The organism is Barrientosiimonas endolithica, assembly GCF_030296655.1.
GTDB classification, from domain to species: Bacteria; Actinomycetota; Actinomycetes; order Actinomycetales; family Dermatophilaceae; genus Barrientosiimonas; species Barrientosiimonas humi.
This window is the reverse complement of sequence record NZ_AP027735.1, coordinates 3,574,134-3,591,012: the sequence shown is the minus strand read 5'-3', so window position 1 is coordinate 3,591,012 and position 16,879 is coordinate 3,574,134. Positions and strand designations below refer to the sequence as shown.

18 protein-coding genes and 1 pseudogene are annotated in these 16,879 nt (G+C 73.3%); 4 read left to right on the top strand and 15 right to left on the bottom strand.

Going from position 1 to position 16,879, the window contains the following annotated elements:
* Positions 1–10 precede the first annotated feature (10 nt).
* Complete coding sequence (locus QUE40_RS18165) at positions 11–2,056, top strand: hypothetical protein (protein WP_289231876.1); 2,046 nt, start codon at positions 11–13, stop codon at positions 2,054–2,056.
* Here the strand turns inward: QUE40_RS18165 and QUE40_RS18160 are convergent.
* The 8 genes from QUE40_RS18160 to QUE40_RS18125 all read right to left on the bottom strand — a co-directional run bounded on the left by QUE40_RS18160 (position 1,953) and on the right by QUE40_RS18125 (position 7,951).
* Positions 1,953–3,449, bottom strand: a complete 1,497-nt coding sequence (locus QUE40_RS18160; protein ID WP_289231875.1) for an MptA/MptB family glycosyltransferase — start codon at positions 3,447–3,449, stop codon at positions 1,953–1,955. The genes QUE40_RS18165 and QUE40_RS18160 overlap by 104 nt on opposite strands.
* Before the next feature lie 109 nt (positions 3,450–3,558).
* Entirely contained in the window at positions 3,559–4,233 is a 675-nt protein-coding gene (locus QUE40_RS18155; RefSeq protein WP_433997026.1) for a glycosyltransferase, read from the bottom strand.
* A gap of 81 nt (positions 4,234–4,314) precedes the next feature.
* On the bottom strand, positions 4,315–5,103 hold the full coding sequence (locus QUE40_RS18150) for a DUF5926 family protein (RefSeq protein WP_289231874.1): 789 nt from the start codon (positions 5,101–5,103) through the stop codon (positions 4,315–4,317).
* Positions 5,104–5,268: 165 nt separating this feature from the next.
* A complete protein-coding gene (locus QUE40_RS18145; protein WP_289231873.1) occupies positions 5,269–5,898 on the bottom strand; it encodes a DUF2079 domain-containing protein in 630 nt (209 codons plus the stop codon).
* Positions 5,847–6,026 carry a hypothetical protein gene (locus QUE40_RS18140; protein WP_289231872.1) on the bottom strand — a complete coding sequence of 60 codons (180 nt, stop codon included), beginning with the start codon at positions 6,024–6,026 and terminating at the stop codon, positions 5,847–5,849. Before QUE40_RS18140 ends, QUE40_RS18145 begins: the two co-directional genes overlap by 52 nt.
* On the bottom strand, positions 6,023–6,679 hold the full coding sequence (locus tag QUE40_RS18135) for a DUF2079 domain-containing protein (RefSeq protein ID WP_289231871.1): 657 nt from the start codon (positions 6,677–6,679) through the stop codon (positions 6,023–6,025). Before QUE40_RS18135 ends, QUE40_RS18140 begins: the two co-directional genes overlap by 4 nt.
* A 6-nt stretch (positions 6,680–6,685) precedes the next feature.
* Positions 6,686–7,120 carry an ATP-binding protein gene (locus QUE40_RS18130; RefSeq protein ID WP_142007281.1) on the bottom strand — a complete coding sequence of 145 codons (435 nt, stop codon included), beginning with the start codon at positions 7,118–7,120 and terminating at the stop codon, positions 6,686–6,688.
* Positions 7,121–7,951: a glycerophosphodiester phosphodiesterase gene (locus QUE40_RS18125; protein WP_289231870.1), complete on the bottom strand. Its 831-nt coding sequence runs from the start codon at positions 7,949–7,951 to the stop codon at positions 7,121–7,123.
* Positions 7,952–8,006: 55 nt separating this feature from the next.
* Here QUE40_RS18125 and QUE40_RS18120 point away from each other — a divergent pair.
* Positions 8,007–9,115 (top strand): annotated as a pseudogene (locus QUE40_RS18120) (3-hydroxyisobutyryl-CoA hydrolase).
* Between the two features lie 106 nt (positions 9,116–9,221).
* On the opposite strand, the gene QUE40_RS18115 reads toward QUE40_RS18120, so the two are convergent.
* The gene (locus tag QUE40_RS18115) at positions 9,222–10,202 is read right to left on the bottom strand and encodes a type IV toxin-antitoxin system AbiEi family antitoxin domain-containing protein (protein WP_289231869.1); all 981 of its coding nucleotides are present in this window, start codon (positions 10,200–10,202) and stop codon (positions 9,222–9,224) included.
* A gap of 107 nt (positions 10,203–10,309) precedes the next feature.
* A complete protein-coding gene (locus QUE40_RS18110; RefSeq protein WP_289231868.1) occupies positions 10,310–11,770 on the bottom strand; it encodes a UDP-N-acetylmuramoyl-L-alanyl-D-glutamate--2,6-diaminopimelate ligase in 1,461 nt (486 codons plus the stop codon).
* A 120-nt stretch (positions 11,771–11,890) separates the two neighbouring features.
* On the opposite strand from QUE40_RS18110, the gene QUE40_RS18105 reads away from it, so the two are divergent.
* On the top strand, positions 11,891–12,289 hold the full coding sequence (locus tag QUE40_RS18105; RefSeq protein ID WP_289231867.1) for an MmcQ/YjbR family DNA-binding protein: 399 nt from the start codon (positions 11,891–11,893) through the stop codon (positions 12,287–12,289).
* On the opposite strand, the gene QUE40_RS18100 is transcribed toward QUE40_RS18105, so the two are convergent.
* From QUE40_RS18100 to QUE40_RS18080, 5 genes are all read right to left on the bottom strand, one after another.
* Positions 12,290–12,565 (bottom strand): hypothetical protein, encoded by a 276-nt coding sequence (locus QUE40_RS18100; protein ID WP_289231866.1) that lies wholly within the window; start codon positions 12,563–12,565, stop codon positions 12,290–12,292.
* Positions 12,562–13,248 (bottom strand): hypothetical protein, encoded by a 687-nt coding sequence (locus tag QUE40_RS18095; protein WP_289231865.1) that lies wholly within the window; start codon positions 13,246–13,248, stop codon positions 12,562–12,564. The genes QUE40_RS18100 and QUE40_RS18095 overlap by 4 nt, the downstream gene beginning before the upstream one ends.
* 252 nt (positions 13,249–13,500) lie before the next feature.
* A complete protein-coding gene (locus tag QUE40_RS18090) occupies positions 13,501–14,085 on the bottom strand; it encodes a mycothiol transferase (RefSeq protein ID WP_289231864.1) in 585 nt (194 codons plus the stop codon).
* Positions 14,086–14,149: 64 nt separating this feature from the next.
* Complete coding sequence (locus tag QUE40_RS18085; protein WP_142007274.1) at positions 14,150–14,635, bottom strand: SRPBCC domain-containing protein; 486 nt, start codon at positions 14,633–14,635, stop codon at positions 14,150–14,152.
* Positions 14,632–15,012, bottom strand: a complete 381-nt coding sequence (locus QUE40_RS18080; protein WP_350227009.1) for an ArsR/SmtB family transcription factor — start codon at positions 15,010–15,012, stop codon at positions 14,632–14,634. Before QUE40_RS18080 ends, QUE40_RS18085 begins: the two co-directional genes overlap by 4 nt.
* Positions 15,013–15,106: 94 nt before the next feature.
* Here QUE40_RS18080 and QUE40_RS18075 point away from each other — a divergent pair, with 94 nt between their 5' ends.
* Positions 15,107–16,879: an AMP-binding protein gene (locus QUE40_RS18075; RefSeq protein ID WP_289231863.1), complete on the top strand. Its 1,773-nt coding sequence runs from the start codon at positions 15,107–15,109 to the stop codon at positions 16,877–16,879.

The window sequence follows — 16,879 nt, the reverse complement described above, 5'->3', positions numbered from 1 at the left end:
GGTGTCCCCCATGCTGCGCCGGTGGGTCATCGTGGTCGGGGGCGTCCTGGTGGCGTTCGTCGTGCTGAGTCTTGCGCTCACCCGCATCACGCCCGAGCCGGTGCGCAGCGCGATCACCCAGCCCGGGCCGGTCGTCGTGGTCGGGCTGCCGGGGGCGCAGTGGGCCGACGTGACCCAGCAGCGCGAGCCCGGCCTCAGCGCGCTGCTGCAGATCGCCGGCACCGCCTCGCTCACGCCCAAGGCCACCACCACCCCCACCTGCACCGCCGACGCGTGGCTGTCGCTGTCGGCCGCCGAAGGGGCCGACGCGAGCTGCCGGATGCCCGAGCCGCGGGTCAGCGGCGGAGGCGCCACCGTGCCGGGCTGGTCGTCGCTGCGCAGCGCCAACCAGGACGCCCCCGGCAGCCCCGACATCGGGATGCTCGCGTCGAGCTTCGCCGGGCGCGACCAGTGCGTCGCCGCGGTCGGCCGCGGGGCCGCGCTGGCGGCGGCCGACCGCGACGGCAAGGTCGAGCGCTACTTCTCCTCGCCGACCCAGGACGCCATGTCGGCCTGCCCGGTGACCTTCGTCGACCTCGGCACCTCGGCCGGTGTCGCCCCCGCCGACATCGACAAGGCGATCCAGCCGGTCTTCACGAACATCCAGGGCTCGGCCACGGTGATCATCACCGGCCTCTCCGACGGCACCGACGACGAGCCCGCGCCGCGGATGCTCATGACGGTCGGCTCCGGCGTGAAGCGCGGCGCGCTGACCTCGCAGTCGACCCAGCAGACCGGCTTCGTGACCGCCCCCGACGTGTCGGCCACCGTGCTCGCGCGGCTCGGCGACCAGCCCGACGGGTCGGTCGGCTCGCCGCTCACCGTGCGCCCCGACCGCACCACGCCCGACGCCGAGATCGCGACCGACCTGCGCGCGGCCGACCTGAAGCTGATGCGCAGCCAGGACGTCTCCCTGCCGTACGTCGTCGCGGCCGGAGTGCTCGCCGTGCTCGTGCTGGGGGTGGGCGCCTGGCGCTGGCGCCGCCGCGGCGCGCCGCCGAGCTGGCTCGGGCCGGCCGCCGTCACGGTCGCCTCGCTGCCGGTGGCGAGCTGGCTCGCGAGCGCCGTGCCCTGGTGGCGCGGCGGGCCGACGACCCTGTGGTTCGTCGTCGCGGTGGTGGTCGCGGCCGCGCTCGTGGTGTCGGTGGCCTACGCCGGGCCGTGGCGGGAGTGGGCGGCCGGGCCGCCGCTCGTCGTCGCCGCGATCACGCTCGCGGTCATGGCGCTCGACGTGGTCACCGGCTCCCAGCTGCAGCTGATCGCCCCGCAGGGCCTCCAGCCGCTGCTCGGCGGTCGCTATCACGGGATGGGCAACGCGGCGTTCGGCTTCTTCGCCAGCGCGGCGCTGCTGCTCGGCGGTCTGTCCGCGATGCGCCTGGTCTGGTGGGACGACACCGACGAGACCGACGTGCGCCTCGCCGCGGCGTCGGTGGGCGTCGTCGGGGTGGCCGCGGCGGTCGTCGACGGCCACCCGAGCTGGGGCGCCGACCTGGGCGGCCCGCCCGCGATCCTCGCCGCGACCGCCGTGGTGGTCGCGCTGATCCTGCGGGTGCGCCCGACCAAGCGCCGGGTGGCGCTGCTGCTGCTCGGGGTGCTCGCGTTCGTGGCCCTGGCCGCGTGGCTCGACTGGCGTCGCGGGCCCGGATCCCGTTCGCACCTGGGGCGATTCGTGCAGCAGATCGCTGACGGCGAGGCCCTCGGCGTGATCGGTGACAAGCTCGCCGGCAACGTCGGTCTGCTCTTCTCCTCGCCCCTGGCGCTGCTCGTGCCGGTCGTGCTGGTGCTCGCCTGGGTCGCGGTGCTGCGCCCCGAGGGCCGGCTCGGCCGCCCGCTGCAGTGGCTGTGGGACGAGCTGCCGCTGCTGCGCTGGGTGTGCGTCGGCCTGCTGGTGTGCTGGTCGGTCGCGTTCGTGCTCAACGACTCCGGTGTCGGCGTGCCGGCGACCGGCGCCCAGCTGGCGGTGCCGCTGCTCGTCGCGGCCGCCGTCGCAGCGTGGCGCGACCGAACCGCCGACTGACCGGCCCGACGCGCGGCGCGCGCAGGATGCGCCAGCAGTGCCAGAACATCGCGAGCAGCATCGCGGTGGTCACCCACGGCGCGATGTTCTTGCGGAAGTTCAGGGTGAACGCCTCGACGGTGGGCGTGAGCGCCAGCACCCGGCCGGGGACGTACGCCAGGACCATGAACAGGTATCGCACGACCAGCACCCGGTCCCAGGCCAGCTCGAGCAGGAGCGGGAGCAGCGCCCAGGTGAGGGTGTCGTACCAGGGCAGGGAGTAGGGCGCGACGAGCACGTACGCCGTCGACAGCGCCCACGTGGTGACGACGGCCTGGCGGGTGGCTCCGTCGGGGATGCGGCGGCCGAGGTTGACCCGGGCGGCGACGCGGTGCAGCAGCCAGGCGAGCAGGATCATCACCAACGCGGCGAGGGTGAAGACGATCGTCGCGACCGCCCACTCGGGCAGCACGTGCCGCAGCCCGCGCCAGATCGGGGCGGCCGGGGTCGCGAAGGAGAACGACCCGCCCGCGGCGCCGAGCTGGCGCAGCACGTGCGGTCCGGCGACGACGTAGCACGGCACGACCACGGCCAGCGCGCCGATGACGAGCCGGGTGACCTGCTGCCTCGCCCCGGCGGTGCGCAGCGGCGCGACCAGGCGGCGCAGCGGCCCGGCCCCGGTGGGCGGGCGCCAGGCCGGGTGGCGCTGCACGGCCGCCCGCCAGGCCCACAGGATGCCGAGCGCCACCACGCCGTAGGTGATCTTGGTGCTGGCCGCCGCGCCGACGAACAGGCCTGTGAGGGCAGGGGATCGGCGCAGCGCGAGCAGGGCCGCGACGGCGAACGCCCCCGCGATCATGTCGACGTGCGCGCCCATGACCAGCGCGCCGAAGACCAGCGGGTTGAACGTCCACAGCACGTCGATGCGGCCCTGCGCGCGCTCACCCTCGACGAGCTGGAGGAGCATCCAGCGCATCGCGAGCCACGCCGCGATCACGAGCACCTGCCAGGTGCCGACGGTCTCGCGCAGGTTGTCGCCGCCGACCCAGGAGGAGAAGGCCATCAGCGCCGTGGCGAGCGGGCCGTAGATGCTCGGGGTGGTGCGCCACGGCGGCTGCACCGAGGCGGTGATCGGGTCGAGCCCGTCGCGCCAGGCCTCGGGCGACTCGACGTAGGGGTCGCCGCCCTGCATCGCGATGCGGCCGTAGGCGGCGTAGTTGGTGTGGTCGCCGCTGCCGATCGGCGCGGTGAGCAGGGTCAGCACGGCGAGCAGCAGCACCCAGCCGAGCCAGCGCCTGCCGATGCGTGGCCGGGCGAGGCCGGCCAGCACCGCGAGCGCACCGGCGAGGTAGCCGATGAACAGCAGCAGGGTGACCGCGCGCGGGCTGGGGTGGTAGGCGAGCTCCCCGGCCACAGCGGCGGGCCGAGCGGTGGTTTCGCGGCGTTGGCCTTGCTCGCGGCGATCAGCAGCAGGATGCCGAACGACAGCAGCAGCAAGGGAACTCGCACCCTCGCGAGCGTGTTCACGGGGGCGTGTCCCGGCCGCCGCGGTCGCGGACCCGGGCGGCGAGCGCGCGGCCGCGCCGGGCGGCGAGCGCGAGCCACACGTCCCGGTACTGCTCGGCGCGGTGCAGCTGCCCGCGCCAGTCGGAGCCGGTGACCCGGTGGTGCAGGTCGGCCGGCACCTCGAGCACCCGCAGGCCGGCCCGCACGACGTCGACGGTCATCGCGGTCTCGACGCCCCAGCCGCGGGCGAACGGCTGGGCGGCGGCGTAGGCCGCGCGGTTCAGGCAGCGCATCCCCGACAGCGGCTGGGTGGTCTCGAACCCGGCGAGCTCGCGGATCCCGTTGCGCGCCAGGCGGACCACGAAGCCGCGGCCGCCCCCGGCGGTGGTCTGCGGCGGGAGCACCGCGATGGTGAGGTCGGCGTCGCCGGCGAGCACGGGGTCGGCGAGCACCCCCAGCGCCGCGGCGGACTGCTCGAGGTCGGCGTCGACGTACAGCAGGGGAAGGTCGGGCCAGCCGTGCTCGGCGGCGAAGTCGGCGCCGGTGGTCATGGCGGCGGCCTTGCCCCGGTTGCGCGGGTGGGTGACGACGGCGGCGCCGGCGGCGAGCGCGAGCGCGCCTGTGCCGTCAGCGGATCCGTCGTCGACGACGATCACGGTGGCGACCTGGGGCAGCGCCGAGACGGCGGCCACGGTCGCGGCGATGCGCCCCGCCTCGTCCTTGGCGGGGATGATCGCGACGCACTCCCCGAGTCGGTCATCGCACCGAGTGTCTCAGCGGAGCGTCACCTGGCGGCTGACGAACCCGTTGCGGGCGCGTCGCTCCTCGGGGGTCAGCGGGGACTCGTCGGCGTGGGCCTCGTCGAAGCGCTGGACCATGTCGGCCATCGGCGCGGCCAGGTCGGCAGGGTCGACGTCGGGCTCGACCTCCCAGACGGGCACGAGCAGCCCGCAGGCGCGGAAGGCGCCGAGCAGCCGGCCGTCACCGAGGCGCGACCGGTCGGCGGCGTGCAGCCGGGCGAGGGCGTCGGTGGCGCGGTTCTCGTCGTGCGGCAGCACCCAGCGCACATAGGTGCGGTCGCCGATGCGGCACCAGAAGGCCGACTGGTCCTCGACGACGCGCACGGTCGGGGCGGCGGCCTCGTTGGCGCGGTCGAGCGAGGCCTGGCCCTCGGCGTCGAGCTGGTCCGCGTCGACCCAGAACTCGAAGCCCTCGTGCACCTGTGCGCGCAGCGGCTCGGCGGACTCGGCGATGAGGTCCTGCAGGCGGGGGCTGGCGGCGGTCGCCTTGGGCGCGTGCTCAAGCGGCTGGCCGGCCTCGAGCTGCGCGGCTGCCAGCAGCGCCTCGGCGAGGTCGCGGCTGAGGTCGCCGGTGCCGCCGCCTGACTGCAGGCCGACCATGAGCTCGCCGTTGTCGCGGTGCAGCCCGGCCCAGGCGAGCGGCAGCACGGTCGCGACCGTGGCCTCGCCGCTGGTGCCGCCGTGGGAGAAGGAGATCGGCGCGGTGGCGGCCGGCACGATCTCGCGCATCGCGACCCACTCGGTCTCGCCGGGGAGCCCCACGAAGGGGCGGGCGGCGTAGGCCGGGGGAGGGTGCTCGGGTCCTTCGGTGCCTTCGCCTTGTTCTGCTGCGCCTTGCGGCGGGAAGCCTTGCCCATGGGCGCTCACCCTAGTGCGGCCCCCGGGCGGGGTGGCGCGGCTGCGGACGGGGCCGCCGGGCCCGTGGTGCTAGCCGGCGGGGCAGGCGCGCAGACCTGCCGGGCGGGAGCTGCCGAGGTCGGCCAGCACCAGGTCGCCGACCTGCCGGATCATCACGCCCGGCTGCCCCCGCAGGTCGCGCAGCAGCTGGTCCCGGGCGCACGGCGGCGCCTGGAACTCCGGGCGCCGGTCGGCGGCCAGCACGACGTAGCGCACCCGCTCGGGGCGGCCGGTGCCGAGCATGGTGACCTCGAACCGTGGGGTCAGGTAGGGGCCGAGGTGGTTCTGCGCCGCGACGGTCGCGCCCGCCGGGACCCCGACCATGAGCCGGTCGAGGTCGGCCAGCTCGGCCGACCGGGAGAACGCCGCGCGCGGGTCGATGCCCTTGTCGACGAGCAGGGTGAGGCCCGAGGCCATCACGGCCAGGCCGCTCAGCACGGCCACCGGCCGCAGCCAGGCTCGCTCGGCGAGCCGGTGCCGGCGTACGGCATCGACGGCGGCGAGGACCGCGACCGGCCACAGCACCAGGTCGTAGTGGAAGCTCACCGACCAGTAGCTCGCGTTGCTCGACAGCAGCCGCCAGGCCAGCGTCGGCAGGGCCAGCAGGATCAGCGGCGAGCGCCACCCCACGACGAACGCGGTCGCGGTGAGCAGCAGCACCGGCAGGACGCGCTGGTCGAGGTGCAGGCCGGGGTCGGGCGGGCGCTGTGGTCGGCGAGCGCCCCGCCGGAGCCGCCGGTGAAGTAGTCGAGATAGGACGAGCCGCCGCCGTTGAAGTGGGCGATCACCGCGACGGCCAGCGCGAGCCCGGCGACGCCGATCGCGACGAGCAGCGCTCCTCGGCGAGGGCCCGCCGGCCACGGCCGCGCAGCCACCACCAGACCGCGCCCGCGGCGACCACGGTGAGCCCGAGATCCTCCTTGACCAGCACCAGCCCGAGCGAGGCGAGCACGGCGGCGGGCAGCCGCTGCTCCAGCAGGGCCCACCCGAGCGCCGCCATCAGCGGCACCGCGAGGGCCACCTCGTGCACGTCGAAGATGTCGCCGGCGACCAGCATCCGCCCGAGCAGCGCGGTCAGCAGCACCCAGCCGGCCGCGGCCGGGCCGAGCCGGGCATGGGTCACCGCAACGACGATCCCGACGGCGAGGCCGAGGCACACCGCCTGGGTGAGCAGCAGCGCACGCGGGTCGGACCAGAGCGCCCAGACCGGCGCGAAGACCGCGGTGGCGGGGCTGAAGTGGTCGGCGAGCAGGGTGTCGGGGCCGCGCACGAACGAGCGCGGCAGCTCGCCACGGCGCCAGGCGGCGGCCGCCTGGCTGAAGATCGTGAGGTCGTACGACGTCGCCTTGGCCTGGTTGAACCGCGCCAGGGCGAGCACGAAGAACCACGCGGTCGCGAGGAGGCCGGCGAGGGCGCCGACGATCCTCGGCCGTGCGGTCACGGCGGGTCAGGCGCGGCGGCGCGACGGGCCACCGAGCGAGGCCCAGACGGTGCGGCCGACCTTCTCGTCGGTCACGCCCCACTCGTGGGCCATGCTGCGCACGATGCGCAGACCCCGGCCGGCGGGGGCATACTCGGCCTGCGGCTTGGGGGCGGGCATGTCACCGCCACCGCCGTCGGTCACCTCGACCTCGACCCGCGGACCGCGCACCTTCCAGTGCACGCGCACGCTGCCGTCGGGCAGCGGCTTGGCGTGCCGCACCGAGTTGGCGACGAGCTCGCACACCACGGTCTCGGCCTCGTGGACGATCTCCTGCGGGGTGGCGCCGTCGGAGAGGTCGTCGACCACGATCTTGCGGATCTCGGGCACCGACTCCAGGCTCCAGGCCAGGCGCACGGTGCGCACCCGGGCGTCCGAGGCGTGCTTCTGGTCTGCGGTCATTCACCGAGAATCCCACACGGCGGCGACGGCTTCGCGCACCACCGCCGGGCGGTTCGTGATGATGCCGTCGATCCCGGCCTCCAGGCAGCGCCGGATGTCGTCGGGCTCGTCGACGGTGTAGACGTGCACGGCGTGGCCGCGCTCGTGCTGGCGCTGCACCATGCCCGGGTCGCGGCGCAGCAGACCGGTGCTGATGCCGCAGATCGGGATGCCGTAGGGCAGGCCGCCGGTGCGCACCTGGCGGCGCACGCCCGCCTCGTTGAGCAGCACGCGCGGCAGGCCGGGCAGCAGCTCGCCGACGCGGCGCATGGCCAGGACGGAGAAGGACATGGCGCGCACGCGGGTGCGTTCGGGGTCGGGGTCGGGGGCGTTCTCGGTGGGATCGGCGTCGTTGGCGGGCTCCGGCGCAAGGCCGCGGTCGCGCAGCACCCGGGCCAGCTCGACCTCCACGGCTCCGCGGAACTTGTTGGGGTGCTTGGTCTCCACGGCCAGGTCGACCCGGCGCGGCGCGGCGGTGAGCAGGTCGAGCAGGGAGTCGAAGGTGAGCACCCCGGCCGACGGCTGGTCCCGCCAGGTGCCGTAGTCGTACTCCATGAGCTGCTCGAGGGTCAGGGAGGAGACGAGCCCGGCCCCGGTGGACGTACGGTCGATGCGCCGGTCGTGCACGCAGACCAGGTGCCGGTCGGCGGTGAGCCGCACGTCGCACTCGACCGCGTCGGCGCCCTCCTCGATCGCGAGCAGGTAGGCCGCGGCGGTGTGCTCGGGGCGGGTGTGGCTCGAACCACGGTGCGCCACCACCTCGGGCCGCAGTCCGCTCAGCGTGGTGTGCACGCGCCCATTGTGCGTGCGAGCGCGGCGCGCGAGGGCATTCCGTAGGGTTCGACCCATGGACGCAACCCGCCCCGACGCCCAGGCCGCGCCCGGCACCGACGAGATCCAGTTCGTGCGCGAGGGGGCCGTCGCCCGACTGTTCCTCGCGCGCCCCAAGGCGATCAATGCGCTGAATCTGCCCATGATCAAAGGCATTTCGGCGCTGCTGACCGAGTGGGCCGGCGACGACGGCGTGCAGACGGTGACGATCGAGGGCGCCGGCGAGCGAGGCCTGTGCGCGGGCGGCGACGTGGTGGCCGTACGCCGGGCGCACCTCGAGGAGAGGACCACCTGCTCTTCTTCCGCGAGGAGTACGACATGGACGCGCTGCTCGCGGACTACCCCAAGCCCGTCGTGGCGTTCCAGGACGGCATCGTCATGGGCGGCGGCATCGGGGTGTCGGCGTTCGCGCAGCACCGGCTGGTCACCGAGCGGTCGAAGATCGCGATGCCCGAGACGATCATCGGGTTCTTCCCCGACGTGGGCGCGCGCTGGCTGCTGAGCCGGGCGCCGGGCGAGCTCGGCACCTACCTCGCGCTCACCGGCGCCACCATCGGCGGCGCCGACGCGATCGCCGCGGGGCTCGCCGACACCCAGATCGACAGCGGCGACTGGGAGGCGCTCGTGGCGCGGCTGGCGCAGGGCGAGCCGGTGCCCGACGACCTCGGCTCCACCCCGCCGCCGCCGCTGAAGGCCGAGCGCGCGTGGATCGACGAGTGCTTCGCCGGCGACGACGCGGGCGCGATCGTGCAGCGGCTGGAGGCCCACCGCGCCGAGGGCGCCCGGCAGGCCGCCGAGCTGGTCCGGGCCCGCTCCCCCATCTCGGTCGCCGTCACGCTCGAGGGCATCCGGCGCGCCGCCACCATGGACACCGTGCGCGAGGTGCTCGACCAGGACCTGGTGCTCGCTGACCACCTGGTGACGACGGGAGACTTCGACGAGGGCGTACGCGCCCAGCTGGTCGACAAGGACCGCTCCCCCGGTGGAAGCACGCCCGGGTGGAGGACGTCACGCCCGCCGAGGTTCAGGCGGCGTTCGGCTGAGGGTTGTCGGTGGGTCGGCAGCGTGGGCGGGGTGCCGCCGCGCGCGGTCGCTCCTGGTCCGCGCGGGTGTCGACGTTGTTGACACACCCGCGCGTTCCTGACACGACCCCGCGTTCCTGACACAACACCCTGCTGCAGCAGCACTGTCTGTCAGAAGCGTCGGGTCCTGTCGAGAACGTACGTCTGTGTCACGAGCTCCGCCGGCTCGCCTCGTCGCGCGCGATCGCCGCGCGGATGCGCGCCACCAGCGCCGGGATGTCGCGGAAGTCCTCCCAGGTCACCCGCACCACGACGAAGCCCGCCCGGTGCAGCCGCTGCTCGCGAACCTTCTCCTTGCGCAGCGCCTCGGGGTCACGGGTGTACTTCCCCAGCCCGTCGAACTCGAGCACCACGTTGGTTCCGTCGACGAGCAGGTCGACACGCGCGAACGGCCCGCGCTCGTCGCCCAGCGACACCTGGGGCGTGACCGCGATGTCGGCGGCGCGGCAGACGAGACGCAGCCAGCTCTCGCCGGGCGACTCGCTGCGGCTGTCGGCCAGCTCGACGGCGGCCACCAGCCCCGTCGCACCCGGCTGACCCGAGACGCGACGCAACGCCGCCTCGAGCGTGGCGCGCTCGACCCGCTCGGCCCGCAGCGCGGCGTCGGCGGCGGCCACCGCGGCGTGCAGACCTCCCAGGCAGCCGGTCTGCGCGATGGCGTCGGCGACGGACACGCGTCGCGGCTCACCGGCGTACAGCTGGGTGCCGGCGACGTGCGCGTGCACCCGGACGCCCTTGCGCCGGCTGGTCACCGTGCGCCTCGTGGTCATGACGTGGCACACCGTCGGCGCTCCGTCAGGGAGCAACCGGGGGATGCCGTGCAGGAGCAGCGCGGTGCTGTGGCTCGCGACGAGCGGGCGGGGCAGCACCGTCAGCAGGGCCGCCGCGCGTCGGCGCTCGTGCTCCTCGGCCCGCTCGAACGAGGTCAGCTCGGCCCAGCCCGGCTCGCGGTCGGGAGAGAGGTAGTAAGCACCTCGGGACGCCTGGATCACGAGGCCCGCGCGGAGCCACGACTGGAGGTCCTGGTCGTGGTGGCCGAGCTCGACCACGTCACGACGTGACAGGACCCCGCCCTGCTGGGCGATCCGCGCGAGCAGCAGCGGCGACATCGACGGCGATCGACGGCTCATGGCGCACACCCTGACAAGGATCGGCGGGTGCGCGCCGGGCGAGCGATCGTGAACTGTGGATAAACGCCTGGGGCCGCCGCGGACGTACGTCGGGGGCCGGGGCGGGGTCAGGCGCGGGCGAGCTCTTCGGTCACCACGGTGGCGTCGTGGAAGTCGACGTCGCCGGTGGGCAGGTGCTGCACCCGCTCGTGTCCCTTGCCCGCGACGACCACCACGTCGCCCGGGCGGGCCTGGGCGAGGGCGGCGCGGATCGCCTCGCGGCGGTCGAGCACGACGCTGGTGTCGCCGGCGTCGGCGCCCGCCATGACCTCGTCGGCGATCGCCTGCGGGTCCTCGGTGTAGGCGTCGTCGGTGGTGACGATCGCGACGTCGGCGAGGCGGGAGGCCACGGCGCCCATGAGCGGTCGCTTGGCCGGGTCGCGGTCGCCGGCGGCGCCGTAGACGCAGATCAGCCGGCCGCCGCCGTCCTGCGCGGCGAGCACGTCGCGGGCGACCTGCAGCACCAGCTCCAGGCCGACGTCGGTGTGGGCGTAGTCGACGACGACCTCGAAACCACGGTCGACCGCGGCCGGCACGCGCTCGAATCGCCCTGGCACCTGGGCCATCTCGGCGACAGCGCGCACGAGTGTGTCGGGGTCCATGCCGGTCTCGAGCGCGATCGCGGCGGCGCCGGCGACGTTGTGCACGTTGTAGTCGCCGAGCAGCGGAGTGCGCAGCGTCAGGTCACCGTGCTCGGGGGTGCGCAGCGTGAAGGTGGTGCCGGCGCCCTCGACCTGGGCGTCGGAGATCCGGTAGTCGGCGCTCTCGACGACACCGAACGTCAGGGTGCCGGGGACGTCGCGGGCGAGACGGGCGCCGTACTCGTCGTCGGCGTTGGACAGCTTGGGCCCGTCGGTCCACTCGAACAGCTTGCGCTTGGTGAGGTAGTAGTCCTCCATCGAGCCGTGCAGGTCGATGTGGTCGCGCGTGAGGTTGGTGAAAAGCGCTGCGGCATAACGAGTTCCGCGCACCCGGTGCAGATGGATGCCGTGCGAGGAGGTCTCGAGCACGACGTGCGTCACGCCGGCTGCGCGCATCCGCTCGAGGTTGCCCTGCACCTGCGGCGCCTCCCCGGTCGTGCGCACCGCGGCCTCGCGCTCGGTGCCGACGACGATCTCGGCGGTGGTCATCAGACCCGTGTGCTCGGCGCCGTACGCCGCGGAGAGGATGGCGTGGAGGACGTACGACGTCGTGGTCTTGCCGTTGGTGCCGGTGATGCCGTAGACGGTGAGCTCTCGGGAGGGGTGGCCCGCGACCTCGACCGCGAGGTCGGCGAGCGCGACGCGGGCGTCGGGGACGACCGCGGTCGGCGCGCCGGGCACGTCGCGCTCGGCGATGACGAGGCTGGCGCCGTTGGCCATCGCCTGCGGGACGAAGGTCACCCCGTCGACGGTGAAGCCGGGGATCGCGACGAACGCACCGCCCGCGCGCACGGCCCGCGAGTCGTGGGTGACGGCGTCGACGGCGGTGACGGAGTCGGGGATCGAGGTGCCGAGGATCTCGCTCAGCTGCTCACGGGCGATCTGCACCGGTGGACTCTAACAACCGGCCGCACCCGGTGACGATGCCTTCGTATGGGTGTGTCTAGTGACGTGGGTAGATCGCCGGATACCCGGTGATCGAGGCGTCACCCCGCTAGCGTCGGCGACATGACGCACCCGCTGCGGTTCGACGAGGACGACCCGTTCCTCGCGCGCGTGCGCGAGCTGGCGCTGGCGCTGCCCGGTGCGGCCGAGAAGGTCTCGCACGGCCACCCGAACTTCTTCACCACCAAGGTGTTCGCGATCTACGGCGGTGTCGTGAAGGGCGGCCACGCCTCCGACGCCTACCGCCAGTCGGTGCTGGTGAAGCCCGACGAGGACGAGCGCCTGGCGCTGCTGGAGGAGACGCGCTGCTTCGTGCCGGGCTACTACGGCCCGTCGGGGTGGGTCGGCGTGAACTTCCGTGCGGCACAGCCGGATTGGGCCGAGATCGGCGAGCTGCTGGACATGTCGTTCCGCAACACGGCCCCGCAACGGCTGGTCCGGGAGCTCGACGCCCGCGGGTGATCAGTCGACCTCGGCGAGGTAGCCCGTCTCCGGGTCGATCTCGGCCAGGAACCCCCGGATCTGCGCCACGTGGTCGTCATCGGTCAGCTGCTCCCGCCGGACCGGCCATGGCTGGCCGTCGTCGTGAGCACTGCGGGCGAAGCTGACCGTCGAGCTGAAGCCGTAGCCCGGGTTCGGGCCACTCAGCCAGCGATAGTCGTACGTCTGACCGCTCCCGGACCGAGCAGTCACCTCGAACCGCTCGCCGTCGACGACGAGGAGTCGGCCTGCGGTCACCCCTGGTCCTCCGGGACGATCCGTTGCACCACGCGCCCGCTGGCGTCGAGAAACTCGATCGCGCCGGCTCCGGTAGCGGTCAGCGTCAGCCGGAGCCGCGGACGCTCCTCGTCGTCCCGCAGCTCAAGGGTCGGCGTGCCGTCGATCCCCACCTCGGCGGTAAACCGCCCGACGCCAGAACCTCCACGCACCTGCCCGCGCGGCGCCTCGTTGATGAAGACACCGGCGGTGCCGGCCTCGTGGACGTACATCCCAACGGCGTCAGCACCCGGGTGGTCGAGTGCGGTCACGACTCGGGTTCCGCTGCCCTCCTCCACGTCGAGCACGCCGATGCCGCCACGCTCGTTGCCGTCCCGGTCCCGGATGATGACACCGGCAGCCGGTGCGACCCGACGTCCGTCGAAGTCATCCCCGGAGCTGATCGTCACGCGAGGAGTCCCCTCCGGACTCGTGACCTCGATGTGCAGCGGGCTGATCGCTTCGTTCCCCATGCGGCGAGCATGGCAGGCGGTCGAGCGGGCCGGCGGTTGCTGCCGACAGGAGTCTTGTTGGGCGGCGAGGACCGGCTCACACTCCGGGGACAGGGGAAGTTCGACCAAGGGGGAAATCATGAAGAAGCAACTCGCAGCAGGCGTGGCGTGCGCATCGTTGGCGTTCGGCGGCGTCGCGGTCGCCACGTCCACGGAGGCCTCGGCCGTCATTGACACTGGCGGGCCGCGCTGCCGCAGCATCCTCGTCCAAGGCACCGATGGGCGGCTCGGCGCTATGTCGCAGTGCTGGGGCAGCTCGGGTTGGGAGCAGCGCGCAACCGTGACCTGTGGCGACGGCACCGTGCGCGCGGGGAAGTGGACCTCGACCGCGGGAGCACAGTCTCGCTCGTGGTGCCCGAAGGGCTACAACGCCTGGAACCCGCGCTACCAGCTCAGGTAGCGCCGTCAGCCGGCCTGGGCGGCGTCGGGGACGAGCTCGTACGACGTCGCACCGTCGAGCTGTTCGCGCACGATGTCCGCGTGGCCGGCGTGGCGGGCCAGCTCCTCGATCTGGTGCAGGAGGTAGAAGCGGGTGCGGACCGGGGTGGGGTCGGGGCGGCCGAACCACGGCGCGGCGGGCTCGTTGATCTCCGCGTCCGGGTCGAGCCCGGCGAGAGTCGCCAGGTAGCCCGTGGCCTTCCGGTCGAACTCGGCCAGCATCCCGTCGAGCGACTCGTCCTCGGTGAGCGCGAAGCTCGCCTCGAAGGCCGGCAGCAGGCGCTCGTAGTCCTCCGGGCTGAGCCGGCCGTCGGGGTGGTCGAGCCGGTGCTGCGCGCTGTCGAAGACGTACACCGCGTGCTTGAGCAGGCCGCCGATCGACAGCGCGCTGCGGGTCGGGGTCTCTCGCGCCTGGCTCTCGCTGAGCCCGGAGGCGGCGTTGCGCAGCGCCTGGATCTGCTCTGCGACGAAGGCGAGCAGCTCGTCGCGCTCGGTGCGGATCTGCGGGTCGACGTTCATGGCGTTCTCCTCGGGTGCGGGAAGCTGATGCACCCAGCGAATCTGGGCATGCGGACAGTTCCCGTCCGCGCGCCCCGCCCGGGTCTGCCCACAGCGCTCAACCGGCCTGCCGGTCCATCGACGCGCCCGTCTCGAGCAGCGTCTTGAGGCCGGAGAGGACCCACGGCCACCCGCCGCCACCGCTCGCGGGCTCGCCGCCGCCGCGTGTCTGCACGGCGAGGTCGGGCGCGCCGGTGAGGTCGTGGGTGAGCACCACCTGGGTGAGGCCCGACGGGTACTCCGTGAGCTCCCAGGTCAGCTGGGTCTTCGCGTCGGGCATCCACGCCGGCGTCCAGGTGAGCACGAGGCGGCGGGGCGCGTCGGCCTCGATCACCTCGCCGCTCACCGACACCTCGCCCATGCCCATCTGCTTCATCTCGGCGGTGGTGAAGTTCTTGTACGTCCCGCCCGGCGTGAGGTCGATCTCGACGTCGCCGCCGTAGCCGTAGTCGGTGGTGAACTCCGACGTGGTGATCGCGTCCCACACCTTCTGGGCCGGCGCGTCGATGTAGATGCTGTAGACCTGGATCTCGTTGTCGCTCATAACTTTCCGTCCTTCTCGGGGTCGTCCGACGGGTCGGCCGCGGATCGCTCGATCTGCTCCTTCATGCCGATGAGGACGGAGGAGATGCCCGCCCGCTCGGTGTACTTCCCGATCCAGCGCTGATGGATCTGCTGGATCGGGACCGGGTTGAGACGGTGCACCTTGGACCGCCCCTCCTTGCGCGTCACGACGAGGTTCGCCGCCTCGAGCACCCGCAGGTGCTTCGCGACCCCGAACCGGGTCATCTCGTGCTCGGCGTTGACGATCTCCTCCAGCTCCCCCAGCGAGCGGCCGTCCCGCTGGAAGAGCGCGTCCAGCAGCAGCCGACGGACCGGGTCCGCCAGCGCCTTGAAGACGAGGTCGTCATCGATGGGCACGCCAGCGACATTAGGTGACCATTTGGTCACCTGTCAATGGGTCGAGGTGACGCGAAGCGGCCCGCGCGGAAGGCGTACGCGCCAAACTTGCGCCATGACAGCGACGTCAGGAACCACCAGCCCCACCGAGGCCTACCGCGCCGTCCGCGACCGGCTCATCGAGCAGCGCGACGACTACGCCGCGGCCACCACCGACTTCGCCTGGCCCGAGGTGGGCCCGTCGTTCAACTGGGCGATCGACTGGTTCGACGCGAACGCCCGCGGCAACGACGCGCCATGCCTCACGATCGTGGAGCAGGACGGCACCGTCAGGTCCGTGACGTTCGACGAGATGGCGCGCCAGTCCGACCAGGTGGCAAGGCTTCTCGCCGACAACGGGGTCGGACGTGACGACGCGGTGATCGTCATGCTCGGCAACCAGGTCGAGCTGTGGCAGACGATGCTCGCGATCATGAAGCTCGGCGCCGTGATCATGCCGACCACCACCGCCGTCGGCCCCGCCGACCTGGTCGACCGCATGGAGCGCGGCCGGGCGAAGGCCGTGGTGACCAGCGCCGCCGAGGCGCACAAGCTCGACGCCGTGCCCGGCGACTACCTGCGCTTCGCCATCCCCGACCCGGGCGAGGCCGGCGGGGTGCCGGACGGCTGGGTCGACCTGCACCAGGCGTACGACATCGACGCGGAGCCCGCCCCGCACCCGGGCAACGCGAGCACCGACCGGGTGCTGCTCTACTTCACCTCGGGCACGACCTCCAAGCCCAAGCTGGTCGAGCACACGCACGTGTCCTACCCGGTCGGACACCTGTCGACGATGTACTGGCTCGGGCTTAAGCCCGGCGACGTGCACCTGAACATCTCCAGCCCCGGCTGGGCCAAGCACGCATGGTCGTGCTTCTTCGCGCCGTGGATCGCGCAGGCGTGCATCTTCATCGACAACTACTCCCGCTTCGACCCGGCCGCGCTGCTCGAGACGCTGAGCAAGAACCAGGTGACCAGCCTGTGCGCGCCGCCGACGGTGTGGCGGATGCTCATCAAGTCCGACCTGGGCGACAAGCCGGGCGCGCTGCGCGAGGTCATCGGCGCCGGCGAGCCGCTCAACCCCGAGATCATCGAGCAGGTGCGCAAGGCCTGGAACCTGCCGCTGCGCGACGGTTATGGGCAGACGGAAATGACTGCGGCAGTAGGCAATACGCCGGGGTCGGAGCTGAAGCCGGGGTCGATGGGCAAGCCGTTGCCCGGCGTGCCCGTGGCGCTGGTCGACCCGCTCACCGGTGAGCGCATCGAGCCCGACGCCGACGGGGTGGCCGAGGGCGAGCTGTGCCTCGACCTGTCGGCCCACCCGCTGCCGCTGATGACCGGGTACCAGGGCGACGAGGAGCGCAACGCCGAGGCGATGGCCGGCGGTTTCTACCACACCGGCGACGTGGCGACGCTCGACGCGAACGGGTCGATCACGTACGTCGGGCGCACCGACGACGTGTTCAAGGCCAGCGACTACAAGATCAGTCCGTTCGAGCTGGAGTCGGTGCTGATCGAGCACGCGGCGGTGGCCGAGGCGGCCGTCGTGCCCGCACCCGACTCGGTGCGCCTGGCCGTGCCGAAGGCGTACGTCGCGGTCGCCTCCGGTCACGAGCCGGACGCCGCGACGGCCGAGTCGATCCTGCGGCACGCCCGCGAGCGGCTCGCGCCGTGGCAGCGGGTGCGGCGCATCGAGTTCTTCGAGCTGCCGAAGACCATCAGCGGCAAGATCCGCCGCGTCGAGCTGCGCCAGCGCGAGGCCGACAACCCTTCCGACGAGCCCCGCGAGAACGGCCTCATCGGCGACGGCCGGGAGTGGCGCGACGACGAGTTCGGCCTGCGCGGCTGA

Excerpts from the sequence above, each read along its gene's own strand:
- QUE40_RS18165 (WP_289231876.1), top strand. The coding sequence starts at position 11 with ATGCTGCGCCGGTGGGTCATCGTGGTCGGGGGCGTCCTGGTGGCGTTC.
- QUE40_RS18130 (WP_142007281.1), bottom strand. The coding sequence starts at position 7,120 with ATGACCGCAGACCAGAAGCACGCCTCGGACGCCCGGGTGCGCACCGTG.
- QUE40_RS18115 (WP_289231869.1), bottom strand. The coding sequence starts at position 10,202 with ATGAGCCGTCGATCGCCGTCGATGTCGCCGCTGCTGCTCGCGCGGATC.
- QUE40_RS18105 (WP_289231867.1), top strand. The coding sequence starts at position 11,891 with ATGACGCACCCGCTGCGGTTCGACGAGGACGACCCGTTCCTCGCGCGC.
- QUE40_RS18085 (WP_142007274.1), bottom strand. The coding sequence starts at position 14,635 with ATGAGCGACAACGAGATCCAGGTCTACAGCATCTACATCGACGCGCCG.
- QUE40_RS18075 (WP_289231863.1), top strand. The coding sequence starts at position 15,107 with ATGACAGCGACGTCAGGAACCACCAGCCCCACCGAGGCCTACCGCGCC.